Here is a 21,619-nt window from a genome sequence, read left to right on the forward strand (position 1 = left end):
GTCGGGATGTCGAAAAATCCCTTCTTTTCACCCATGATTTTTTTTGCTTTTCCACAGAGGCATGTCACGCCGCCTCACCTTTCGGCCGGAACCTGCTGATTTTTCAGGCCTTGCGCGATGTCCCCATTTTCCACAGCCCACAGGCACAAGATATAGAGTTCAAACTTCATTCACAAACCAGCCCTTGACGAGAATCGGGCTGATGAGGTTAATGAATTCCAAGTTGCGGCGGCGACTGGACCGTAAAGTTACGAGGTCGGTTCCCATCACGAAATCGCGTTTCCTGCGCATGCGGCGGGGCGGATGATCCGCTCACCGCAAGGGTGCTTCCGCGCCCGGTTTTTTGATGCGCCTTCGCGCCCGCAGGGTCTGGAATAAACTATCTGTTAATACTATATTTAGTGTTTGCAGCCAAACTCAGCACAAGATACAGGACATCCGAGATCGATCGGGTTTCCCGCAAGGATTGGAAGATCGGGGCTGGCTGCAAGGGCATTGCGGCTGGACGGGGTTAATTGCGCCCTGTTTTCAAGGACAGGATGCGGCAGCAGAGGACAACGGAAATGCGCATAGAACGTCGCTTCACAAAACCTGGCCAGTCGGCCTATGCGGAGATCGAGTTCCGCAAGGCCACCAGCGAGATCAAGAACCCGGACGGCTCCATCGTCTTCCGCCTGGCCGATATCGACGTGCCGGCGCAGTTCTCCCAGGTCGCCGCCGACATCCTCGCGCAGAAATACTTCCGCAAGGCCGGCGTGCCGGCGCGCCTGAAGAAGGTCGAGGAGAACGACGTTCCCTCCTTCCTGTGGCGCTCCGTGCCCGATACCGAAGCCCTGAAGGCGCTGCCGGAAAACGAGCGCTTCGGTTCTGAAACCGATGCCCGCCAGGTCTTCGACCGTCTTGCCGGCACCTGGACCTACTGGGGCTGGAAGGGCAAGTATTTCGCTTCCGAGGAAGACGCTGCCGCCTTCAAGGACGAACTCGCCTACATGCTCGCCACGCAGCGCGTCGCCCCGAACTCGCCGCAGTGGTTCAACACGGGCCTGCACTGGGCCTATGGCATCGATGGCCCCGGCCAGGGCCATTTCTATGTCGACCCCTTCACCGGCAAGCTGACCAAGTCCAGGTCGGCCTACGAGCATCCCCAGCCGCATGCCTGCTTCATCCAGTCCGTCGAGGACGATCTCGTCAACGAGAACGGCATCATGGACCTGTGGGTGCGTGAAGCGCGCCTCTTCAAATACGGCTCCGGCACCGGCTCCAACTTCTCGCACCTGCGCGGCGAAGGCGAGAAGCTTTCCGGCGGCGGCCGCTCCTCGGGCCTGATGAGCTTCCTGAAGATCGGCGACCGCGCAGCCGGCGCCATCAAGTCGGGCGGCACGACGCGCCGCGCCGCCAAGATGGTCGTGGTCGACATCGACCATCCGGATATCGAGGACTACATCAACTGGAAGGTCAAGGAAGAGCAGAAGGTGGCGGCGCTCGTCACCGGCTCGAAGATCGTCGCCGGCCACCTCAAGGCCATCATGAAGGCCTGCGTCAATTGCTCGGCCGAGGGCGAGCGCTGCTACGACCCCGCCGAGAACCCGGCCCTCAAGCGCGAGATCCGCGCCGCCAAGAAGAGCCAGGTTCCGGAAAACTACATCAAGCGCGTCGTCCAGTTCGCCCGGCAGGGCTACAAGGACATCGAGTTCAAGACCTACGACACGGACTGGGATTCGGAAGCCTATCTCACCGTTTCCGGCCAGAACTCCAACAACTCCGTCTCGCTGAAGGACGACTTCCTGCGCGCCGTCGAGAATGACGGGGAATGGCACCTGACCGCCCGCAAGGACGGCAAGGTCATGAAGACGCTGAAGGCGCGCGACCTGTGGGAATCCATCTCCTACGCCGCCTGGGCGTCGGCCGATCCGGGCCTGCACTTCAACACGACGATGAACGACTGGCACACCTGCCCGGCTGCCGGCCCCATCCGCGCGTCGAACCCGTGCTCGGAATACATGTTCCTCGACGACACGGCCTGCAACCTCGCCTCGTTGAACCTCCTGCAGTTCAAGGACGCGGCGACGAAGAAGATCGACATCGCCGATTACGAACATGCCGTGCGCCTGTGGACCATCGTGCTCGAAGTTTCGGTCATGATGGCACAGTTCCCCTCGCGCCAGATCGCCGAACTTTCCTACGAGTACCGCACACTCGGCCTCGGCTATGCGAACATCGGCGGCCTGCTGATGTCCTCGGGCATCCCATATGACTCGGCCGAAGGCCGCGCCATCGCCGGTGCGCTGACCGCCATCATGACGGGCGTCGCCTATGCGACCTCGGCCGAGATGGCAGGCGAGCTCGGCCCATTCCCGGGCTTTGCGCCGAACCGCGACAACATGCTGCGCGTCATGCGCAACCACCGCCGCGCCGCCTATGGCGAGACGGCGGGCTATGAGGCGCTGTCGGTCAACCCGGTCGCCCTCATCCATGACGAATGCTCCGATCCGGCCCTGGTCGCCCATGCCACCGCGGCCTGGGACAAGGCCGTGGCGCTCGGCGAGAAGCACGGCTACCGCAACGCCCAGACGACCGTCATCGCGCCGACTGGCACGATCGGCCTCGTCATGGACTGCGACACGACCGGCATCGAGCCCGACTTCGCCCTGGTGAAGTTCAAGAAGCTCGCCGGCGGCGGCTACTTCAAGATCATCAACCGCGCCGTGCCGGAAGCGCTGCGCACGCTCGGCTATTCGGAAAGCCAGATCGCCGAGATCGAGGCCTATGCCGTCGGCCATGGCAATATGAACCAGGCGCCGGCCATCAACCCGTCGACGCTGAAGGCCAAGGGCTTCACCGACGAGAAGATCGAAGCCGTCAATGCGGGCCTGAAGTCCGCCTTCGACATCAAGTTCGCCTTCAACCAGTGGACGCTCGGCGCCGACTTCCTGAAGGAGACGCTGAAGGTCACGGACGAGCAGCTTTCGGACATGTCCTTCAACCTGCTGGAGCATGTCGGCTTCACGAGGAAGGACATCGAGGCGGCGAACATCCACGTTTGCGGCGCGATGACGCTGGAAGGCGCCCCCTTCCTCAAGGCCGAGCACCTGCCGGTCTTCGATTGCGCCAATCCGTGCGGCAAGATCGGCAAGCGCTACCTTTCGGTCGAAAGCCATATCCGCATGATGGCGGCGGCCCAGCCGTTCATCTCGGGCGCCATCTCCAAGACGATCAACATGCCGAACGAGGCGACCGTCGAGGACTGCAAGAACGCCTACATGCTCTCCTGGAAGCTCGCGCTGAAGGCCAACGCCCTCTACCGCGACGGCTCCAAGCTCTCGCAGCCGCTCAACGCCTCACTGATCGAGGATGAGGAGGACGAGGACGATGCCGTCGAGGCGCTGGTCGCCGCGCCCGCCGCCGCCCAGGCCGTGCAGGTCACGGAGAAGATCGTCGAGCGGATCGTCGAGCGCCTGGTGCGCGACCGCGAGAAGCTGCCGAACCGCCGCCAGGGCTACACCCAGAAGGCCGTCATCGGCGGGCACAAGGTGTATCTGCGCACCGGCGAATTCGGCGACGGCCGCCTCGGCGAGATCTTCATCGACATGCACAAGGAAGGCGCCGCCTTCCGTGCGATGATGAACAACTTCGCCATCGCCATCTCGCTGGGCCTGCAGTACGGCGTACCGCTCGAAGAATATGTGGAGGCCTTCACCTTCACCAAGTTCGAGCCGGCCGGCATGGTCATCGGCAACGATGCGATCAAGAACGCCACGTCGATCCTCGACTACGTCTTCCGCGAGCTTGCCGTCTCCTATCTCGGCCGCCACGACCTTGCCCATGTCGACACGTCCGACTTCGGCAACACGGCGCTCGGCAAGGGCATCCAGGAAGGCAAGACGAACCTGATCTCGACCGGCTGGACGCGCGGCCACAAGCCGACCCTCGTCCAGGGCGGACAGAGCGAGCGCTCGCTTTCCGAGCCGAAGGGTGCAGCCACCGCCGCGCCCGCCAAGGCAGCCTCGACCGGCAACGTCACCTCCTTTGCCGGCAGCGCCGCCCGCAAGCTGGAGCCGGCAACCGCCATCGCCACCTCCGAAATCGTCGCCTTCAAGCGCGACTACGAGGAACGCGCCGCCGAACTGGCCGAGGAGATCGCGGAAGAGGTAGCGGACGAAGCGCCCGAAAGCGTGACCGCGCTCTTCTCCGACAAGGCCGCCGCCGAAGCCGCCAGCGCCAAGGCCGAAGCCAAGAAGCTGGAAGCCGAACGCCGCATGCGCTCCATCGCACAGGGCTATACGGGCAACATGTGCTCCGAGTGCCAGAACTTCACCATGGTGCGCAACGGCACCTGCGAGAAGTGCGACACCTGCGGCGCGACCAGCGGCTGCAGCTAAGCGGCCAGGACCGACCTGATAAACGAAAACCCGGGGAGCGATCCCCGGGTTTTCCGTTTCAATGCCACTCACGGCTCACAGCCGAGGATTCACGCGGCACGGAACGCCCTTACCTTTCTGGCAAATACGCGCCCATTTTCCCGCCCCCGGCCGATGGCAGCGGCAAACCCGGCCGAAACCGACGAACTGCGGCAGGCACCTTTCCCGCCACACCGCAATGCATTGCAGCCTCGGCATGCACACGGTACATGCAAACCTCCCGTTACGGGAATCGACCTGAACCGAATCCCGTGATGCAGAAGGAACAGTCGATGCAGACAACGCCGCGCCGGGGGCTGGTCGCCCTTGCCTATCGCGTCCTCATCCTGCCGGGCGTCATCGCCTATCTCTTCGCCGTCAGCGTCGTGGTGCTTGCCGCCGACCGATTCTGGCTCGTCGATCTCCTCACCTTCGCCTGGCCCTATGTGGTGACCATCGGCGCCCTCTTCCTCGTCGGCGCCCTGGTGACGCGGCGGCTGAAGGCGATCGCGATGGCGCTGCTCGGCATCGGCGTCGCGCTCATTCCCGCCTTCGACGTGCCGACCGCCCGCCCCGCCCGCGATGGAGGGCTCAAGGTCCTCACGGCCAATCTGTTCGTCGGAAATGTCGAGGGACCCGCCGGCTTCATCGAGATCCTGCGCCGGGAAAAGCCCGACATCGTGGTTCTGGAGGAAACGACCCGCGTCTGGGACGAGGCGCTTTCGGCCGCCGGACTCTACCCTTACCAAAGCAGCACGGAAAGCCGCGCACGCGACAGCCTGAAGGTCTTTTCCCGCCTGCCGATCCGCGCCGAGACCGAGCTGAAGCGCGCCTTCACCGAGGAGCGCGCCTACAAGCAGCCGCTGCGCCTCGAGCTCGACCTCGGCGGAAAGCCGCTCTTCCTCTACGCCTTCCATCCCGAAACGCCGCGCCGGCCCTGGCAGTGGCGCGACCGCAACGCCTATCTTTCCGCCGCCGCCGATGCGGTAAAGGGCGATCTCGAAAAGGGCCCGGTCATCGTCGCCGGCGACTGGAACACGCCCACCTGGTCGCCGTTCTTCCGCGGCTTCCTGCGGCAGGCCGGCCTTGCCTCCACCGCGGGCGGCTGGCTGCAGCCGGTGACGCGCTTCAGCATGAAGCTCGTCGCCCTCGCCTATATCGGCGCCTCGATCGACCATATCGTCGTGTCGCCGGATATTTCCGTGCGGGCGCATCGCATCGGCCCGGCCTTCGGCTCGAACCACCTGCCGGTCATCGCCGAGCTTTCGCTGCCGGAGAGCTAGAGCACTTTCGCTTTTCTTCGAATCGCGAAAACGCTCTATCCGTTTGTTTCTACGCAATTCCGGACGCAAAACCGCTGCGCACTTTTGCTGGATTGCTCTAACCCTTCGCCCCCGCCGCAAAACACGCTATCCTGAGAAACACGACCGAAGGAGACGACCATGGCGACGGAAAAGGACAGCCCCAAGGCCTCGCTGAAAAAGGAACAGGCCCGCCAGAAGGAAAAGAGCCTCAAGGCCGAGCAGGACGACTATCTGGAAGAAGCGCTGGAGGAGACCTTTCCGGCCAGCGACCCGATCGCGCCCGGCGACGTCAGGGACCACGCGAAGTAAGATGGCCGCATGAGCCTGCCCTTCCTCTTCACCGGCCCGCAGGATGCGCTCGCCACCCTGCTGCTTGCCCATGGCAGCGGCGCGCCGATGGATTCGCCGGCGATGAATGCTGCGGCGACGGCGCTGGCGGCCGAAGGCCTGCGCGTCGCCCGCTTCGAATTCTCCTACATGGTGGCGCGGCGCACGGAGGGCAGCCGCAGGCCGCCGCCGAAGGCCGAGACCCTGAACCCGGAATTTTGCGCCGCCGTCGCCGAGCTCGGCGCTACGGGCAAGCTCGTCATCGGCGGCAAGTCGATGGGCGGGCGCGTCGCCAGCATGGTGGCGGACGGGCTTTACGCCGAAGGGCGCATCGCCGGCCTCCTCTGCCTCGGCTATCCCTTCCACCCGCCGGAAAAGCCGACGCAGCTTCGCACCGCGCATCTGACGACGCTTCGCGTGCCGGCGCTGATCTGCCAGGGAACGCGCGATCCCTTCGGCACGAGCGAGGAGGTTCCGGCCTATGGCCTGCCGGAGCGCATCCGCTTCCTGTGGCTCGAGGACGGCGACCATGACCTCAAGCCCCGCAAGAGCATTTCCGGCTTCTCCGCCGCCGACCACCTTGCCACGATGGCGAAGACGGTGAAGGCCTGGACGGAAAGGCTCTGAGCTGTTCCGCGGGAAACAGCGCGCCAATCCAGCCCATGCGACATTTCTCCTACCGGATGGCTCCTGCCCTCCGCGCAAAACGCGTCCGCGTCTGCCACCGAGCGAGCCGCCGATATGGGTCGATCGGCCGGGCCCCGCCGGCAGACGGCCTCACGGGCGCGGCGAAGCCCGGATGCACCTCTCCGCATCCGGGCTTCGCCCTTTGCGGAGATTTCGCCCGCCAATCTCTCCGGCCTCGGCCACCGCGGTAGAGTCGCTTTCGCAATGACGGCTCTTTGACATCGGCATGCTCATCCAACGCGCCTGCGACTTTGAATCAAGTCGCTGCGGACTTGAATCCGCTTTCCAGGACAACCGTTTGAATATGCGTCACTATTGCCTAGGGAGCCGCATCGCCTGCGAGAAGGGAACGTTAACCGGCGCATGCCATCATATCAGCGCTATCCCAGATATCCGGGCGACCCATGGCGCACAGCTTTTCCTATACGCATTACGACCTCGACATGCAGCGCAGCGGCACGGTGATCGAGATCACGCTTTCGGCCGTCGCCAATGTGCGCCTGATGAGCCATGCCAATTTCGATCTCTTCAGGAATGCCCGCCAGCACAAGTTCCTCGGCGGCGTTGCAAAGCAATCGCCGATCCGGCTGAAGATTCCGCAAAGCGGCCACTGGCATGTGGTGGTGGACATGGAGGGCCTTCCCGGCAAGGCGGAATCCTCGATCAAGCTGGTGCCGCAGGCGCCGCAGAAGCCGGCGCCCCGCTTCGGCGCCGCCTAGCCGTTCCCGGCCTTCTCCCGGCGCAGCTTCGCCCACCATTCCAGCCGCTTGCGCAGCTCCCGCTCGAAGCCGCGCTCCGGTGGATCGTAGAAGGTGCGGCGGCCCATCTTCTCCGGGAAATAATCCTGGCCGGAAAAGGCCTCCGGCTCGTCATGATCGTAGCGGTAGCCCTCGCCATAGCCCTCGCCCTTCATCAGCTTGGTCGGGGCGTTGAGGATGTGCTTGGGCGGCAGCAGTGAACCGTTTTCCTTCGCCGCGCGCATGGCGGACTTGTAGGCGGTATAGACGGCGTTGGATTTCGGGGCGGCGGCGAGATAGACGCAGGCCTGCGCCAGCGCCAGCTCACCTTCCGGCGAGCCGAGGAAATCGTAGGCGTCCTTCGCCGCATTGCAGACGACGAGCGCCTGCGGATCGGCAAGACCGATATCCTCCACCGCCATGCGCACCATGCGGCGGCAGAGGAACAGCGGGTCCTCGCCGGCATCCAGCATGCGGGTGAGATAGTAGAGCGCCGCATCGGGGTCCGAGCCGCGCACGGCCTTGTGCAGGGCGGAGATGAGATTGTAGTGGCCGTCCTGCGACTTGTCGTAGACCGGCGCGCGGCGCTGGACGATGCGGAAGAGATCGTCCTGGCCGAAGGTCTCGCCGGAGCGCGCCGCCCGCCACACTTCCTCCGCCAGCGTCAGCACCGCCCGCCCGTCGCCGTCCGCCATGCGCAGCAGCGAGGCGCGCGCCTCCTCGTCGAGCGGCAGCGGCTTTTCCTCGATGACCTCGGCGCGCTTCAGCAGCTCCTCAAGGCTTTGCTCGTCATGCGGCTTGAAGGTCAGAACGCGGGCGCGCGAGAGAAGAGCGGCGTTGAGCTCGAAGGACGGGTTTTCCGTCGTCGCGCCGACGAGCACGATGGTGCCGTCCTCCATGACCGGCAGGAAGCTGTCCTGCTGGGCGCGGTTGAAGCGATGGATCTCGTCGACGAAAAGCAGGGTCTGGCGGCCGCCCATGCGGCGCAGGCGCGCGGCCTCGAAGACCTTCTTGAGATCGGCGACGCCGGAGAAGATCGCCGAGATCTGCTCGAAGGCAAGGCCCGTCTCGCCGGAGAGCAGCCGCGCCACCGTGGTCTTGCCGGTGCCCGGCGGGCCCCAGAAGATCATCGAGCCGAGCGAACCCGCCTCGATCATGCGCGAGAGGACGCCGTCCGGACCGGTCAGGTGCTCCTGACCGGAGACCTCGCCCAGCGTGCGGGGGCGCAGGCGATCGGCCAGAGGCCGTTTTGCCGCCATTTCCTCCGGTTCACGCGGGGCGAAGAGGTCGCTCATCGGAAGAACTGGCGGATGCGCTGGCCGTCGCGCTCGATCTCGACGCGCCAGATGGACGGATCCTCGCCGACGAGCGCGGCGAGCTTCTCGGTGGTGGTGACGGGCGTGCCGTTCAGCTCGATGACGATGTCGCGCGGCTGGAGGCCGATGCGGGCGGCGGGCGAGCCGCGGTTGATCTCGGTGATCACCACGCCGGTGGTCGTCTTGTTGGTCGGCATGCGCAGCTCCTCGGCGACGCGCGGCGAGAGGTTCGCGACGACCGCGCCGGAGAAGGGATTGCGGCCCTCGATCAGCCGCTCGTCACGCGGCGTCGTCTCGGGCGCGCGGTCGAGGGAAAGCGTCAGCTCCTGCTCCTTGCCGTCGGCGATGACGGTGATGCGCGCCGTGCCGCCGATGCCGACGGTGGTGAGACGATAGCCCAGCGCATCGGGATGCTCGACCGGGATGCCGTTGACGGCGGTGACGACCTGTCCGGCCTTCATGCCGGCCTTTTCCGCCGGGCTGCCGGTCTGGACCTGCGAAATGAGCGCGCCGCGGGCGCGGTCGAGACCGAGGGCGTCGGCAACTTCCGAGGTCACCGGATCGAAAGTCGCGCCGATGAAGGGGCGATCGAAGGTGGCGTTGCCGTTCTCCGCGCTGGCGACGAAGGTCTTCACGAGATTGGCGGGAATGGCGAAGCCGACGCCGTTCGAACCGCCGCCGCGCGAGAAGATGGCGGTGTTAATGCCAATCAGCTCGCCGTTCATGTTGATGAGGCCGCCGCCGGAATTGCCGGGATTGATCGCGGCGTCCGTCTGGATGAAGAAGCCGAAATCGCCCGAGCGCACCTGGTTGCGGGCAAGCGCCGAGACGATGCCGCTCGTCACCGTCTGGCCGACGCCGAAGGGGTTGCCGATGGCCAGCACCAGATCGCCGACCTGGACAGCATCGCTGTCGCCGAGCGGCAGGGTGGCGAAATCGGCATCCGACTTGATCTTCAGCACGGCGAGGTCGACGCGCTCGTCCTTGAGCACGACGGTGCTCTCGAATTCGCGACCGTCGGCAAGCGCGACCTTGATGTCGCTCGCGCCCTCGATGACGTGGTTGTTGGTCACCACGAAGCCCTTGGCGCCGACGATGACGCCCGAGCCGAGCGAGGACTGTTTCTCGCTGCGGTTCGGCATGCGCTGGCCGAAGAATTCCTCGAAGAAGGGGTCGCCCTCGAAGATCGAGCGGCGCTCGACGACGCGCTCGGCATAGACGTTGACGACGGCATTCTCGACCTGCTTGACGAGCGGCGCGAAGGAGAGCTGCATCTCCGTGCGCGACTGGGGCACGGTTCGCTCCTGGGCCGTTGCGGGTGTCACCAGCGCCAGCGCCATGACAACGGGGGCGGCAAGCAGGATGCGGGCTTTCAGCATGGACGAGTCTCCTTCGTTTCCACGTCACGATCAGATAGGATTTCGCAGGAAAAAAGGCAAACCGCGCAGGTCTTTTCATGCGCCGGCGCTCACGCGGCGTGCACGAAAAAGTGGTTGCCGCAAATCTTCCCCGCCGTTGAAACAACATGGGAGTTCTTTACGTAGGTATCAGGCAAGCAACCGAATGGATCGAGCCGCCATGACCCTCTATCGCCCGCCCCGCATCAATGCCTCCGAGATCACGCCGGAAAGCTGTTTCTTCAACCGGCGCTCTTTTCTCGCCGCTGCCGCCGGCGGCATGCTGGCAGCCGCCGGAACGCCCGCCTTCGCCGAAGCGCTGAAGGCGTCGAAGAGCGCCTATACCGTCGATGAGAAGCTGACGCCGGAAAAGGACGTGACCAGCTACAACAATTTCTATGAATTCGGCATGGGCAAGGGCGACCCGCAGGCGAATTCGGAGAAATTCAAGCCGACGCCCTGGACCATCAAGGTCGGTGGCCTCGTCGGCAAGCCGAAGGAATTCGGGCTGGAGGAGCTGCTGGCCATGCCGCTCGAGGACCGGGTCTATCGCATGCGCTGCGTGGAAGCCTGGTCGATGGTGATCCCCTGGGTCGGTTTTCCGCTCGCAGCACTCCTCGACAAGGTCGAGCCGCTCGGCGATGCGAAATACGTCGCCTTCGAAACGGTCGTCCGGCCGAAGGAGATGCCCGGTCAGTCCGGTTTCTTCCAGTCCCTGCCCTGGCCCTATGTCGAGGGCCTGAGGCTCGACGAGGCGCGCCATCCGCTGGCGATCCTCTCCGTCGGTGTCTACGGCAAGACGCTGCCGAACCAGAACGGCGCGCCGGTCCGCCTCGTCGTGCCGTGGAAATACGGCTTCAAGGGCATCAAGTCGATCGTGAAGATCACCCTCACCGACAAGCAGCCGCCCTCGACCTGGAATATTTCCGCACCCGAGGAATACGGCTTCTACGCCAACGTCAATCCGGAGGTCGATCACCCGCGCTGGAGCCAGGCGAGCGAGAACCGCATCGGCGAAGGCGGCTTCTTCGGCGCCAACAGGCGCCCGACCCTGCCCTTCAACGGCTATGCGGACGAGGTGGCGAGCCTCTATGCCGGCATGGACCTCAGGGCCAATTACTGATGGCTCTGCTGCCCGCCCTGCCCCGCAAGTACCATGCCGCATCGATCTGGCTGCTCTATGCCGCCGGGCTTGCGCCTGCGGCCTACGGCTTCTGGCTCGGCGCGACGGGCGGGCTTCCGGGCAATCCGGTGAAGGAATTCGAACACCTGCTGGGGCTCTGGGCGCTGCGCTTCCTCGTCGCCACGCTCGCGATCACGCCGCTGCGCGACCTTGCCGGCATCAACTGGATCCGCTATCGGCGCGCCCTCGGGCTGCTCGCCTTCTGGTATGTGCTGATGCACTTCCTGACCTATATGGTGCTCGACCAGTACCTGAATTTCCAGGCGATCCTGATCGATATCGCCAAGCGGCCCTTCATCACCATCGGCATGGCGGCCTTCGTGTTCCTGATCCCGCTGGCGCTGACCTCCAACAACTGGTCGATCCGCCGGCTGGGTCCGCGCTGGGTGAAGCTGCACCGGCTCGTCTATGTCATCGCCGCCGCAGGCGCGCTGCACTTCGCCATGTCCGTCAAGGTCGTGGGTCTGGAGCCGTGGACCTATATCGGCCTCGTCGCGCTGCTGCTTGCCTGGCGCCTCGTGCGAACGCCCTTCAATCGCTGGAAGCGCGGGACGGGCGGACGGCCGCAATTCAACAGGGCATAACAGCAAAAGGCCGGAAGATCGCTCTTCCGGCCTTTCCTGTTTTCGTATCCCGAAGGGATCAGGCAGCTTCGGCAGCAGCTTCTTCAGCGGCTACGCGGGCCTTGTCGGCAGCGCCCTTGGCATCGACGTCGCGGTCGACGAACTCGATGACGGCGAGCGGGGCGTTGTCGCCGTGGCGGAAGCCGGCCTTCATGATGCGCAGGTAGCCACCGTTACGGTTGGCATAGCGGCTTGCGATCGCGTCGAAGAGCTTCGAAACGACGGCAACGTCGCGGATCTGCGAGATCGCCTGACGGCGAGCGTGCAGGTCGCCGCGCTTGCCGAGGGTGACGAGCTTCTCGACGATCGGGCGGATTTCCTTCGCCTTCGGCAGCGTCGTTACGATCTGCTCATGCTGGATGAGCGAGGCAGCCATGTTGGCGAACATCGCCTTGCGGTGGCTTGCGGTACGGTTGAGTTTGCGACCCGAATTCTGGTGGCGCATCTCGATTCTCCTTCACATGCAGGCAGTCGCCTGCCGTTTGATGGTGGCGCATGTCCGTCCCGCCTTGCGGGACAAAGGGACATGCGCAGTTCATAGATGCTAAGGCCAGCTTTGCGCGCCCCGAGGGGCGCGTGCGGCCTTAGTACTGGTCTTCGTAGCGCTTGGCGAGATCTTCGATGTTTTCCGGCGGCCATGCGGGCACTTCCATGCCGAGGTGCAGGCCCATGGAAGCGAGAACTTCCTTGATCTCGTTGAGCGACTTGCGACCAAAATTCGGAGTGCGAAGCATTTCGGCTTCGGTCTTCTGAATGAGATCGCCGATATAGACGATGTTGTCGTTCTTCAGGCAGTTCGCCGAACGGACGGAAAGTTCCAGTTCGTCGACCTTCTTGAGGAGCGCCGGGTTGAACGCCAGTTCCGTGACCGATTCTTCCTCGGCTTCCTTCTGCGGTTCGTCGAAGTTGACGAAGACCGAGAGCTGGTCCTGAAGAATGCGGGCCGCGAACGCGATCGCATCTTCGCCCGTGACGGAACCGTCGGTCTCGATGGTCATCGTCAGCTTGTCGTAGTCGAGAACCTGGCCTTCACGGGTGTTTTCCACCTTGTAGGACACTTTCTTGACCGGCGAGTAGAGGCTGTCGACCGGGATGAGGCCGATCGGTGCGTCTTCGGAGCGGTTGCGGTCGGCCGGGACGTAGCCCTTGCCGTTGTTGACCGTGAACTCCATGCGGATTTCCGCGCCCTCGTCGAGGGTGCAGATGACGTGGTCGGGGTTCAGGATCTCGATGTCGCCGACCGTCTGGATGTCACCAGCCGTTACGACGCCCGGGCCCTGCTTGCGCACGACCATGCGCTTGGAATCGTCGCCATCCATCTTGATGGCGATTTCCTTGATGTTGAGCACGATGTCCGTCACATCTTCCCGAACGCCCGGGATGGAGGAGAACTCGTGCAGGACGCCGTCGATCTGCACGGCGGTAACAGCCGCACCGCGCAGCGACGACAGGAGCACGCGACGCAGCGCGTTGCCGAGCGTCAGGCCGAAGCCACGCTCCAGCGGCTCGGCAACAAGGCTTGCCTTGGTGCGGCCGGAGGAGGTGAATTCCACCTTGTTCGGCTTGATCAGTTCCTGCCAGTTTTTCTGGATCATGTGTTTTGCCTTCCGTTCGCCGCCACCATCCAATCGTGACGGCCGAGCCCTGAAGTACCGCGGAAGCCGGATGGCCTCCGCGGTTGTTTGAAGTCGATGATCAGACGCGGCGCTTCTTGCGCGGACGGCAACCGTTGTGCGGGATCGGGGTCACGTCGCGGATGGACGTGATCATGAAGCCGGCAGCCTGGAGGGCGCGCAGAGCCGATTCACGGCCGGAACCCGGACCGCAGACTTCGACTTCCAGCGACTTCATGCCGTGTTCCTGGGCCTTCTTGGCGCAGTCTTCGGCAGCGATCTGGGCTGCGAACGGGGTCGACTTGCGCGAACCCTTGAAGCCCTTTGCACCGGCGGACGACCAGGCAATCGCGTTGCCCTGTGCGTCGGTGATGGTGATCATCGTGTTGTTGAACGAAGAATTGACGTGAGCAACACCCGAGGTGATGTTCTTGCGTTCGCGACGGCGGACGCGTGCGGCTTCCTTGGCCATGGATAGTCCTTTCGTTGATCTCGACACCGCCGTAATTCCAGCGGCTCCACCGGACGGGGTCGAAACCCTGCCCTGAACAGTATTTGCAGACATGCCCGAAGGCTCAGGTCTGCGGCGATATCGTCACTGCCGTAGCACCAGCAGCTCCACCGACCGGGATCCTCACAAAGGACAAGACCCCGCTCGAAACTCAAAAGAGGCCGGCGCGAAGCGCCAGCCTCCCGTTCCCCGTTTCCGGGAAATTACTTCTTCTTGCCTGCGATGGCCTTGGCCGGACCCTTGCGGGTACGGGCGTTGGTGTGCGTGCGCTGGCCGCGAACCGGGAGGCTACGACGGTGACGCAGGCCACGGTAGCAACCGAGGTCCATGAGACGCTTGATGTTCATCGAGGTTTCGCGACGCAGGTCGCCTTCGACCTGGTAGTCGCGGTCGATGGCTTCACGGATCTGCAGGATTTCTGCGTCCGTGAGCTGATGCACGCGACGATCAGCCGGGATGCCGACCTTCTCGATGATTTCCTGTGCAAACTTCGGGCCGATCCCGTGAATGTAACGGAGCGCGATTACGACGCGCTTCGCGGTCGGGATGTTGACGCCAGCGATACGTGCCACGCCTGTTCTCCTTGCTTCCAGTTGCCATCCGGCAAGTGGTCTTCTTCATTCGATACGGCCACGAAAGCCGCTGCTCAATCTGATGTTCGGGACATGTCGAAAACGACCGTACCCGGACTTCGTTCTTCGAAATCCGCGCCGATCGCAATGGTATGTCGCGAGTTGGCGCTGTCTTAAGGGGAATCGGCCGAAAAAGTCAACTCCCCGGCCGTCCTTTTTAACCTGATATCAGGCGTTCTCGAGGATTCCCGCGATCTGCGCGGTCACCTTGTCGACATCGGCCATGCCGTCGACCGTCTGAAGCTTGCCCGTCGAAGCATAGTAGTTCGACAGCGGCGCGGTCTTCTCACGGTATTCCGTGAGGCGACGCTTGAAGGCTTCCGGATTGTCGTCGGAGCGAACCGTGCCGCCGGCGGCAATGGTTTCGGCTACGCGATTCTCCATGCGCTTGACCAGCGCATCCTCGTCCACCTTCAGCTCGATGACCGCGTCGAGCGCGATGCCCTTGCCGGCGAGGATCCCGTCGAGGGCTTCCGCCTGGGGAACCGTGCGCGGGTAACCGTCGAGGATGAAGCCCTTGGCACAGTCCGGCGAATCGATGCGGTCGGAAACGATCTCGTTGACGATCGCGTCGGAGACGAGCTGGCCGGCATCCATGACGGCCTTGGCACGCTTGCCGACATCCGTTCCGGCGGCGACGGCCGCGCGCAGCATGTCACCCGTGGAAAGCTGCGGAATGCCGTGCCTTTCCGTCAGGAGCTTGGCTTGAGTCCCCTTGCCAGCGCCGGGCGGTCCCAGAAAAATCAGTCTCATCGTCCCCTCTTTCCTCCACGCAGCTTCGACTTCTTGATCAGCCCCTCATACTGCTGGGCGATCAGGTGGCCCTGTATCTGTGCTACAGTATCCAGGGTCACGCTGACAACAATCAAAAGCGACGTACCACCAAGGTAGAATGGCACCCCGGTCTGCGCGATCAGGATTTCGGGAAGGATACAGACGAACATCAGGTAAATGGCGCCGACGACCGTGATGCGGGTCAGCACGTAGTCGATATATTCGGCGGTGCGCTCGCCCGGACGGATGCCCGGAATGAAGCCGCCGTGCTTCTTCAGATTGTCGGCCGTGTCCTTCGGATTGAAGACGATGGCCGTGTAGAAGAAGGCGAAGAAGGCGATCATGGCGGCGTAGAGCACCATGTAGAGCGGCTTGCCGTGGCCGAGCGAGGCGATGATCGTCGTCGCCCAGTTCGGCATCGCAGCCGTATTCGAGAAGCCCGCGACCGTTGCCGGCAGCAGCAGCAGCGAGGAGGCGAAGATCGCCGGGATGACGCCCGAGGTGTTCAGCTTCAGCGGCAGGTGCGAGGTATCGCCCTGGAACATGCGGTTGCCGACCTGGCGCTTCGGATACTGGATCAGCAGGCGACGCTGGGCGCGCTCGACGAAGACGATGAGCGCGATGACGCAGACCGCCATGACGACGACCGCAAGCACGACGCCGATGGAAAGCTGGCCGGTACGGCCGAGTTCCAGCGTGTTGCCGAGGGCGCGCGGCAGGGCCGCCACGATGCCGGCGAAGATGATCAGCGAGATGCCGTTGCCGATGCCGCGCGAGGTGATCTGCTCACCGAGCCACATCAGGAACATGGTGCCGCCGAGCAGCGAGATGACGGTGGATATGCGGAAGAACCAGCCCGGATCGTTGACCAGCCCTGCCCCGCTCTCAAGGCCCACCGCGATGCCGTAGGCCTGCAGCGTGCCGAGCAGCACCGTGCCGTAGCGGGTGTACTGGTTGATGATTTTGCGGCCCTGCTCGCCTTCCTTCTTCAGCTGCTCCAGCGAGGGAACGACCGAAGTCATCAGCTGCACGATGATCGACGCGGAAATGTACGGCATGATGCCGAGCGCGAAGATCGCCATGCGCTCGACGGCGCCGCCGGAGAACATGTTGAAGAGGCCGAGAATGCCGCCCGACTGGCCGCGGAAGGCCTGTGCGAAGGCTTCGGCGTTGAGGCCCGGCAGGGGAATATGGGTGCCGAGCCGATAGACGATCAGCGCGCCCAGCGTGAACCAGAGGCGCTTCTTCAGGTCTTCCGCCTTGGCGAAAGTCGAGAAGTTGAGGTTAGAGGCAAGTTGTTCCGCTGCCGAAGCCATGCATTTCTCCGCGAAGCCGATCCGGCGGCGGTAACGCCCGGCCAGGTCCGGATTGGCTGATCCGTTGGCATTCGCGCCCGGCCCTCCCCGGACCGATCGCCAATGCTGAAATTCGTCGTGCCTGCCTGCGCCGTTGCGGCGAAGCGGGCGGATGGAGCCTAAACCGGTTGAAACGCGGATTGTCAAGCAATCCCGGCCTCACCCTGGCTTTTATTCCGGATAACGATGGGGACGAGAATCCCGACGGTCGTTGTGAGGCTCACATATGGGAGCAAAATCGCCCGGTGTGAAGCACACCGGGCGACTATTTTGTCGAATTATTCCGCGGCTTCCGCTGCTGCGGCCAGCAGCTTCACCGAGCCGCCGGCCTTTTCGATCTTCTCGACCGCAGGCTTGGAGGCGCCGGCGACCTCGAAGGCGACCTTGGCCTTCAGTTCGCCGTCGGCGAGGATGCGCACGCCGTCCTTTTCGCGGCGGATGACGCCGGCAGCCTTGAGAGCGGCTGCGTCAACGGTCGCCTTGGCATCGAGCTTGCCGGCATCGATTGCCTTCTGGACGCGGTCCAGGGAAACGATGACGAAGTCGGATGCGAAGATGTTGTTGAAGCCGCGCTTCGGCAGGCGACGGTAGATGGGCATCTGACCGCCTTCGAAGCCGTTGATGGCGACGCCCGAACGAGCCTTCTGACCCTTGACACCGCGACCACCGGTCTTGCCCTTGCCGGAGCCGATACCGCGACCGAGGCGCTTGCGGCCCTTCGAAGAACCTTCGTTGTCCTTGATTTCGTTAAGCTTCATGATCTCTACTCCCTCACTTCTCGTCGACGACGCGAACGAGGTGCTGGACGGCACGGATCATGCCGCGGACAGACGGGGTGTCTTCCAGCGTGCGAACCCGGTGCATCTTGTTGAGGCCCAGGCCGACGAGCGTTGCGCGCTGTACGGCCGGACGGCGGATGGGGCTGCCGATCTGCTCGACAGTCACCGTCTTCTTGGCGGTTTCTTTCTTAGCCATGGATCAGTGCTCCTTATTCTTCAGCAGCAACGCCAGCCGACTGACGACGAGCCTGCAGCGTGGCGTACTTCATGCCGCGCTGAGCTGCGATGTCCTTCGGGTGCATCTGGCTCTTGAGAGCGTCGAACGTCGCACGGATCATGTTGTACGGGTTCGAGGAACCGGTCGACTTGGCGACGACGTCATGAACGCCGAGCGTTTCGAAGACGGCGCGCATCGGACCACCGGCGATGATACCGGTACCGGCCTTGGCCGAACGAAGCAGAACCTTGCCGGCGCCGTGGCGGCCGTGCACGTCGTGGTGCAGCGTGCGGCCCGAGCGCAGCGGGACGAAGATGAGGTCGCGCTTGGCGGCTTCGGTGGCCTTCCGGATCGCTTCCGGAACTTCACGAGCCTTGCCATGGCCGAAGCCGACGCGGCCCTTCTGGTCGCCGACGACGACGAGAGCTGCAAAACCGAAACGACGGCCGCCCTTGACGACCTTCGCGACGCGGTTGATCGCGACGAGCTTATCGACAAACTCGCTGTCGCGCTCTTCGCGGTTCTGGCGGTCATCGCGACCGCGCTTTTCCTGTGCCATTGTCCTTTTCCTTTTTCTTTTCCGGGTGCAATCGGCAGATTGACGAAAGTCGCCTCCATTTCAGGAATGGAAGCGACCAATACCCTGAGCTGGTCGGCGGGCGCCGGAGCGCCCGACCGAGGATCAGAAGTTCAGACCACCTTCACGGGCTGCGTCGGCAAGAGCCTTGACGCGGCCGTGATAGAGGAAGGCGCCACGGTCGAAGACGACGTCCTTGACGCCGGCCTTGACTGCGCGCTCGGCAATGAGCTTGCCGACGGCAGCGGCTGCTGCCGTGTCGGCGCCCGTCTTCAGCGACGAGCGCAGATCGGTGTCGAGCGTCGAAGCAGCGGCAAGGGTCTTGCCGGCCACGTCGTCGATGACCTGTACGTAGATGTTCTTCGACGAGCGATGAACCGACAGGCGCGGACGGCCGTTGGCGACCGCCTTGATGGAACGGCGCACGCGGTTGGCGCGGCGCACGAGAGCTTCTTTAGTGCTAGCCATTTCGCGTGATCCTTACTTCTTCTTGCCTTCCTTGCGGACGATGCGTTCTTCCGCATACTTGACGCCCTTGCCCTTGTAGGGCTCGGGGCCACGGTATTCGCGGATTTCCGCAGCGACCTGGCCGACCTGCTGCTTGCTGATGCCGGTGACGATGATTTCGGTCGGCTTCGGAACAGCGATCGTGATGCCTTCCGGCGTCTGGTAGACGACGTCGTGGCTGAAACCGAGGGCCAGCTGCAGGTTCTTGCCCTGCATGGACGCGCGGTAGCCGACGCCGTTGATTTCGAGCTTGCGCTCGTAACCGTCCTTCACGCCCTTGAAGATGCCTTCGATCATCGTGCGGGACATGCCCCACTTCGAACGCGCATCCTTGGACTGGTTGACCGGCTGAACGACAACGGCGTTGTCTTCGAGCTTGACCGAAACTTCGTCATTGGCGACGAAGAACAGTTCGCCCTTCGGGCCCTTGGCGGTAACCTTCTGACCGTCGACGGTCGCGGTGACACCAGCGGGAACCGGAACGGGCTTCTTACCGATACGAGACATTGTTTTATCCTGTCTGTTCGTTATGGAGATCCCTGCCCTGTCTTAGAAGACAGAGCAAAGAATCTCGCCACCAACGTTCTGTTCGCGTGCCTGGTGATCGGCCATCACGCCCTTCGGGGTCGAAAGGATGGTGATGCCGAGGCCGTTCGCGACCTGCGGAATGGACTTTACCGAGACATAGACCCGGCGGCCCGGCTTGGAGACGCGGTCGATCTTGCGGATCACCGATGCGCCTTCGTAGTACTTGAGTTCGATGTTCAGCTCGGCCTTGCCGTTGCCGAATTCGACTTCGGAGTATCCGCGGATGTAGCCTTCAGCCTGAAGAACATCCAGAACGCGAGCGCGCAGCTTGGAAGCCGGCGTGGAAACGCTCGACTTGCGGCGTGCGGCGCCGTTGCGGATACGGGTGAGCATATCACCCAGGGGATCAGTCATTGCCATGTACCCGTCTCCTTACCAGCTCGACTTGACGATGCCCGGCACCTTGCCGAGATTGCCCAGTTCGCGAAGCGCAATACGCGACATCTTGAGTTTGCGATAGAAAGCGCGCGGACGGCCCGTGACTTCGCAACGGTTGCGAATGCGGGTCTTGGAGCCATTGCGCGGCATTTCGGCAAGCTTCAGGGTTGCCTTGAAGCGCTCTTCGATCGGAAGAGACTGGTTCATGATGACCGCCTTGAGAGCGGCGCGCTTGGAAGCCTGGCTGGCGACAAGCTTGCGGCGACGGTTATTCTTTTCTACTGCGCTGGTTTTAGCCATAACAGTTATCCTTCTTTACGCTTGTCGTTACGGGTCAGGCGCGGAACGGGAAGTTGAACTCTTTCAGAAGAGCCCGTGCTTCGTCGTCCGTCTTTGCCGTCGTGCAAACGATGATGTCCATGCCCCACATCTGATCAACCTTGTCGTAGTTGATCTCAGGGAACACAATGTGCTCCTTGACGCCCATGGCGAAGTTGCCACGGCCATCGAAGGACTTCGGGTTCAGACCACGGAAGTCGCGTACGCGGGGCAGCGCGATGTTCACGAGGCGATCCAGAAATTCGTACATGCGGGCGCCGCGCAGGGTGACCTTCGCGCCGATCGGCATGCCTTCACGGACCTTGAAGCCCGCGATGGAGTTGCGGGCGCGCGTGATGACCGGCTTCTGGCCGGAGATCGCTGCGAGGTCGGCAGCTGCAACGGTGGGCTTCTTGGAGTCCGCCGTGGCTTCGCCTACGCCCATGTTGATGACGATCTTGTCGAGACGCGGAATCTGCATCTCGTTGGCGAAGGAGAACTGCTCCTGAAGCGCCTTGCGGATACGCTCGACGTATTCCTTCTTGAGGCGCGGCTCATACTTGGTGTCAGCCATCGATCGACACTCCCGAACGCTTTGCTACACGAACCTTCTTGTCGCCCTCGACCTTGAAACCGACGCGGGTCGGCTTGCCGTCCTTGGGGTCGGCGATCGCGATGTTCGACAGATGGATCGAAGCTTCCTTGGTGATGATGCCGGCTTCCTGGGTCTGGGTCTGGCGCTGGTGACGCTTCACCAGGTTGATACCCTTGACGACCGCACGGTCTTCCTTCGGCATGACCTGAACGACTTCACCGGTACGGCCCTTGTCCTTGCCGGTGAGTACGACGACCTTGTCGCCTTTACGAATCTTTTGCATAGCCATCGCTCCTTAGAGTACTTCGGGAGCCAGCGAGATGATCTTCATGTGGTTCTTGGCGCGAAGTTCGCGCGGAACCGGTCCGAAGATACGGGTGCCGATCGGCTCTTTCTTGTTGTCGATCAGGACAGCGGCGTTGCTGTCGAAACGGATGACGCTGCCGTCGGCGCGACGGATGTCCTTGGCGGTGCGTACGACGACCGCCTTCATCACGTCACCCTTCTTCACGCGGCCGCGCGGGATGGCTTCCTTGATCGAGACGACGATAATGTCGCCGACCGAAGCGTACTTGCGCTTGGAGCCGCCCAGCACCTTGATGCACATGACACGACGTGCGCCGGAATTATCCGCGACGTCGAGGTTAGTCTGCATCTGAATCATGTCAGGTCGCCTTCTTGTTTTACCGGACCGGTTGGGTGTTAGCCCCCTGTTCCAGCTTATGGAAATTCATGTTTTCGCGCGGGATGGTGTGTTGCCAGGGTGGTTTCCCTTCGGCGAACCGACGGACCTTCCGTGCGCTC

At 63.2% G+C, this 21,619-nt stretch carries 25 protein-coding genes; 7 read left to right on the forward strand and 18 right to left on the reverse strand.

All coding sequences use genetic code 11. From position 1 onward, the window contains the following. Positions 1-563: 563 nt before the first annotated feature. The 5 genes from DSD28_RS21130 to DSD28_RS21145 all read left to right on the forward strand — a co-directional run bounded on the left by DSD28_RS21130 (position 564) and on the right by DSD28_RS21145 (position 7,434). On the forward strand, positions 564-4,379 hold the full coding sequence (locus DSD28_RS21130) for a vitamin B12-dependent ribonucleotide reductase (RefSeq protein ID WP_119258406.1): 3,816 nt from the start codon (positions 564-566) through the stop codon (positions 4,377-4,379). A gap of 311 nt (positions 4,380-4,690) precedes the next feature. Further along, positions 4,691-5,680, forward strand: a complete 990-nt coding sequence (locus DSD28_RS21135) for an endonuclease/exonuclease/phosphatase family protein (RefSeq protein WP_162911497.1) — start codon at positions 4,691-4,693, stop codon at positions 5,678-5,680. A 159-nt stretch (positions 5,681-5,839) separates the two neighbouring features. After that, a complete protein-coding gene (locus DSD28_RS26040) occupies positions 5,840-6,010 on the forward strand; it encodes a hypothetical protein (RefSeq protein ID WP_162911498.1) in 171 nt (56 codons plus the stop codon). Positions 6,011-6,019: 9 nt separating this feature from the next. Beyond that, positions 6,020-6,655: an alpha/beta hydrolase family protein gene (locus DSD28_RS21140; protein ID WP_119258408.1), complete on the forward strand. Its 636-nt coding sequence runs from the start codon at positions 6,020-6,022 to the stop codon at positions 6,653-6,655. A gap of 464 nt (positions 6,656-7,119) precedes the next feature. After that, positions 7,120-7,434, forward strand: coding sequence for a DUF1883 domain-containing protein (locus DSD28_RS21145; protein ID WP_119258409.1), 315 nt, complete (start codon positions 7,120-7,122; stop codon positions 7,432-7,434). Here DSD28_RS21145 and DSD28_RS21150 read toward each other — a convergent pair. Together DSD28_RS21150 and DSD28_RS21155 are read right to left on the reverse strand one after the other, a co-directional pair. Further along, complete coding sequence (locus DSD28_RS21150) at positions 7,431-8,747, reverse strand: replication-associated recombination protein A (protein WP_119258410.1); 1,317 nt, start codon at positions 8,745-8,747, stop codon at positions 7,431-7,433. The genes DSD28_RS21145 and DSD28_RS21150 overlap by 4 nt on opposite strands. Next, a complete protein-coding gene (locus DSD28_RS21155) occupies positions 8,744-10,147 on the reverse strand; it encodes a DegQ family serine endoprotease (RefSeq protein ID WP_119258411.1) in 1,404 nt (467 codons plus the stop codon). Before DSD28_RS21155 ends, DSD28_RS21150 begins: the two co-directional genes overlap by 4 nt. 199 nt (positions 10,148-10,346) lie before the next feature. Between DSD28_RS21155 and msrP the strand changes: the two genes are divergently transcribed. Together msrP and msrQ are read left to right on the forward strand one after the other, a co-directional pair. Then, the gene (msrP, locus tag DSD28_RS21160) at positions 10,347-11,288 is read left to right on the forward strand and encodes a protein-methionine-sulfoxide reductase catalytic subunit MsrP (protein ID WP_119258449.1); all 942 of its coding nucleotides are present in this window, start codon (positions 10,347-10,349) and stop codon (positions 11,286-11,288) included. Beyond that, positions 11,288-11,932, forward strand: coding sequence for a protein-methionine-sulfoxide reductase heme-binding subunit MsrQ (gene msrQ, locus DSD28_RS21165; RefSeq protein ID WP_119258412.1), 645 nt, complete (start codon positions 11,288-11,290; stop codon positions 11,930-11,932). Before msrP ends, msrQ begins: the two co-directional genes overlap by 1 nt. Before the next feature lie 58 nt (positions 11,933-11,990). On the opposite strand, the gene rplQ is transcribed toward msrQ, so the two are convergent. From rplQ to rplN, 16 genes are all read right to left on the reverse strand, one after another. Then, positions 11,991-12,416, reverse strand: coding sequence for a 50S ribosomal protein L17 (gene rplQ / locus DSD28_RS21170; RefSeq protein WP_119258413.1), 426 nt, complete (start codon positions 12,414-12,416; stop codon positions 11,991-11,993). A gap of 139 nt (positions 12,417-12,555) precedes the next feature. Then, positions 12,556-13,566: a DNA-directed RNA polymerase subunit alpha gene (locus tag DSD28_RS21175; protein WP_119258414.1), complete on the reverse strand. Its 1,011-nt coding sequence runs from the start codon at positions 13,564-13,566 to the stop codon at positions 12,556-12,558. Between the two features lie 100 nt (positions 13,567-13,666). Next, positions 13,667-14,056: a 30S ribosomal protein S11 gene (rpsK, locus tag DSD28_RS21180; protein ID WP_023513823.1), complete on the reverse strand. Its 390-nt coding sequence runs from the start codon at positions 14,054-14,056 to the stop codon at positions 13,667-13,669. A 242-nt stretch (positions 14,057-14,298) separates the two neighbouring features. Then, the gene (rpsM, locus tag DSD28_RS21185; RefSeq protein ID WP_119258415.1) at positions 14,299-14,667 is read right to left on the reverse strand and encodes a 30S ribosomal protein S13; all 369 of its coding nucleotides are present in this window, start codon (positions 14,665-14,667) and stop codon (positions 14,299-14,301) included. Between the two features lie 228 nt (positions 14,668-14,895). Continuing rightward, positions 14,896-15,480, reverse strand: coding sequence for an adenylate kinase (locus tag DSD28_RS21190; RefSeq protein ID WP_119258416.1), 585 nt, complete (start codon positions 15,478-15,480; stop codon positions 14,896-14,898). Then, positions 15,477-16,817: a preprotein translocase subunit SecY gene (gene secY, locus DSD28_RS21195; protein WP_119258417.1), complete on the reverse strand. Its 1,341-nt coding sequence runs from the start codon at positions 16,815-16,817 to the stop codon at positions 15,477-15,479. Before secY ends, DSD28_RS21190 begins: the two co-directional genes overlap by 4 nt. A 317-nt stretch (positions 16,818-17,134) precedes the next feature. After that, positions 17,135-17,614, reverse strand: a complete 480-nt coding sequence (rplO, locus tag DSD28_RS21200) for a 50S ribosomal protein L15 (RefSeq protein WP_119258418.1) — start codon at positions 17,612-17,614, stop codon at positions 17,135-17,137. Between the two features lie 13 nt (positions 17,615-17,627). Further along, on the reverse strand, positions 17,628-17,831 hold the full coding sequence (rpmD, locus tag DSD28_RS21205; protein WP_119258419.1) for a 50S ribosomal protein L30: 204 nt from the start codon (positions 17,829-17,831) through the stop codon (positions 17,628-17,630). A 13-nt stretch (positions 17,832-17,844) separates the two neighbouring features. Further along, entirely contained in the window at positions 17,845-18,411 is a 567-nt protein-coding gene (rpsE, locus tag DSD28_RS21210; protein ID WP_119258420.1) for a 30S ribosomal protein S5, read from the reverse strand. A 123-nt stretch (positions 18,412-18,534) separates the two neighbouring features. After that, on the reverse strand, positions 18,535-18,897 hold the full coding sequence (gene rplR, locus DSD28_RS21215; protein WP_119258421.1) for a 50S ribosomal protein L18: 363 nt from the start codon (positions 18,895-18,897) through the stop codon (positions 18,535-18,537). Between the two features lie 12 nt (positions 18,898-18,909). Further along, positions 18,910-19,443 (reverse strand): 50S ribosomal protein L6, encoded by a 534-nt coding sequence (rplF, locus tag DSD28_RS21220; protein WP_119258422.1) that lies wholly within the window; start codon positions 19,441-19,443, stop codon positions 18,910-18,912. 42 nt (positions 19,444-19,485) lie between these two features. After that, positions 19,486-19,884, reverse strand: coding sequence for a 30S ribosomal protein S8 (gene rpsH / locus DSD28_RS21225; RefSeq protein WP_064329860.1), 399 nt, complete (start codon positions 19,882-19,884; stop codon positions 19,486-19,488). A gap of 12 nt (positions 19,885-19,896) precedes the next feature. Further along, on the reverse strand, positions 19,897-20,202 hold the full coding sequence (gene rpsN / locus DSD28_RS21230) for a 30S ribosomal protein S14 (RefSeq protein WP_119258423.1): 306 nt from the start codon (positions 20,200-20,202) through the stop codon (positions 19,897-19,899). Positions 20,203-20,236: 34 nt separating this feature from the next. Beyond that, the gene (gene rplE, locus DSD28_RS21235) at positions 20,237-20,794 is read right to left on the reverse strand and encodes a 50S ribosomal protein L5 (protein ID WP_119258424.1); all 558 of its coding nucleotides are present in this window, start codon (positions 20,792-20,794) and stop codon (positions 20,237-20,239) included. Further along, entirely contained in the window at positions 20,787-21,098 is a 312-nt protein-coding gene (rplX, locus tag DSD28_RS21240; RefSeq protein ID WP_024270443.1) for a 50S ribosomal protein L24, read from the reverse strand. Before rplX ends, rplE begins: the two co-directional genes overlap by 8 nt. Before the next feature lie 12 nt (positions 21,099-21,110). Beyond that, on the reverse strand, positions 21,111-21,479 hold the full coding sequence (gene rplN, locus DSD28_RS21245; protein WP_119258425.1) for a 50S ribosomal protein L14: 369 nt from the start codon (positions 21,477-21,479) through the stop codon (positions 21,111-21,113). Positions 21,480-21,619 lie beyond the last annotated feature (140 nt).

Source organism: Shinella zoogloeoides (assembly GCF_003574625.1).
GTDB lineage: Bacteria > Pseudomonadota > Alphaproteobacteria > Rhizobiales > Rhizobiaceae > Shinella > Shinella zoogloeoides_A.

Bases quoted from the DNA above. Each gene is read 5' to 3' on its own strand.
- DSD28_RS21190 (WP_119258416.1), bottom strand. From the start codon at position 15,480: ATGAGACTGATTTTTCTGGGACCGCCCGGCGCTGGCAAGGGGACTCAA.
- rplR (WP_119258421.1), bottom strand. From the start codon at position 18,897: ATGGCTAGCACTAAAGAAGCTCTCGTGCGCCGCGCCAACCGCGTGCGC.
- rpsK (WP_023513823.1), bottom strand. From the start codon at position 14,056: ATGGCCAAGGAAGCCGCACGCGTCCGCCGTCGCGAACGCAAGAACATC.
- rplX (WP_024270443.1), bottom strand. From the start codon at position 21,098: ATGCAAAAGATTCGTAAAGGCGACAAGGTCGTCGTACTCACCGGCAAG.
- DSD28_RS21155 (WP_119258411.1), bottom strand. From the start codon at position 10,147: ATGCTGAAAGCCCGCATCCTGCTTGCCGCCCCCGTTGTCATGGCGCTG.
- DSD28_RS21150 (WP_119258410.1), bottom strand. From the start codon at position 8,747: ATGAGCGACCTCTTCGCCCCGCGTGAACCGGAGGAAATGGCGGCAAAA.
- rpsH (WP_064329860.1), bottom strand. From the start codon at position 19,884: ATGGCAATGACTGATCCCCTGGGTGATATGCTCACCCGTATCCGCAAC.
- rpmD (WP_119258419.1), bottom strand. From the start codon at position 17,831: ATGGCTAAGAAAGAAACCGCCAAGAAGACGGTGACTGTCGAGCAGATC.
- DSD28_RS21145 (WP_119258409.1), top strand. From the start codon at position 7,120: ATGGCGCACAGCTTTTCCTATACGCATTACGACCTCGACATGCAGCGC.
- msrQ (WP_119258412.1), top strand. From the start codon at position 11,288: ATGGCTCTGCTGCCCGCCCTGCCCCGCAAGTACCATGCCGCATCGATC.
- DSD28_RS21135 (WP_162911497.1), top strand. From the start codon at position 4,691: ATGCAGACAACGCCGCGCCGGGGGCTGGTCGCCCTTGCCTATCGCGTC.
- rplN (WP_119258425.1), bottom strand. From the start codon at position 21,479: ATGATTCAGATGCAGACTAACCTCGACGTCGCGGATAATTCCGGCGCA.
- DSD28_RS21130 (WP_119258406.1), top strand. From the start codon at position 564: ATGCGCATAGAACGTCGCTTCACAAAACCTGGCCAGTCGGCCTATGCG.
- DSD28_RS21175 (WP_119258414.1), bottom strand. From the start codon at position 13,566: ATGATCCAGAAAAACTGGCAGGAACTGATCAAGCCGAACAAGGTGGAA.
- DSD28_RS21140 (WP_119258408.1), top strand. From the start codon at position 6,020: ATGAGCCTGCCCTTCCTCTTCACCGGCCCGCAGGATGCGCTCGCCACC.
- msrP (WP_119258449.1), top strand. From the start codon at position 10,347: ATGACCCTCTATCGCCCGCCCCGCATCAATGCCTCCGAGATCACGCCG.
- rpsE (WP_119258420.1), bottom strand. From the start codon at position 18,411: ATGGCACAGGAAAAGCGCGGTCGCGATGACCGCCAGAACCGCGAAGAG.
- DSD28_RS26040 (WP_162911498.1), top strand. From the start codon at position 5,840: ATGGCGACGGAAAAGGACAGCCCCAAGGCCTCGCTGAAAAAGGAACAG.
- rplE (WP_119258424.1), bottom strand. From the start codon at position 20,794: ATGGCTGACACCAAGTATGAGCCGCGCCTCAAGAAGGAATACGTCGAG.
- rplQ (WP_119258413.1), bottom strand. From the start codon at position 12,416: ATGCGCCACCAGAATTCGGGTCGCAAACTCAACCGTACCGCAAGCCAC.
- rplO (WP_119258418.1), bottom strand. From the start codon at position 17,614: ATGAAGCTTAACGAAATCAAGGACAACGAAGGTTCTTCGAAGGGCCGC.
- rpsN (WP_119258423.1), bottom strand. From the start codon at position 20,202: ATGGCTAAAACCAGCGCAGTAGAAAAGAATAACCGTCGCCGCAAGCTT.
- rplF (WP_119258422.1), bottom strand. From the start codon at position 19,443: ATGTCTCGTATCGGTAAGAAGCCCGTTCCGGTTCCCGCTGGTGTCACC.
- secY (WP_119258417.1), bottom strand. From the start codon at position 16,817: ATGGCTTCGGCAGCGGAACAACTTGCCTCTAACCTCAACTTCTCGACT.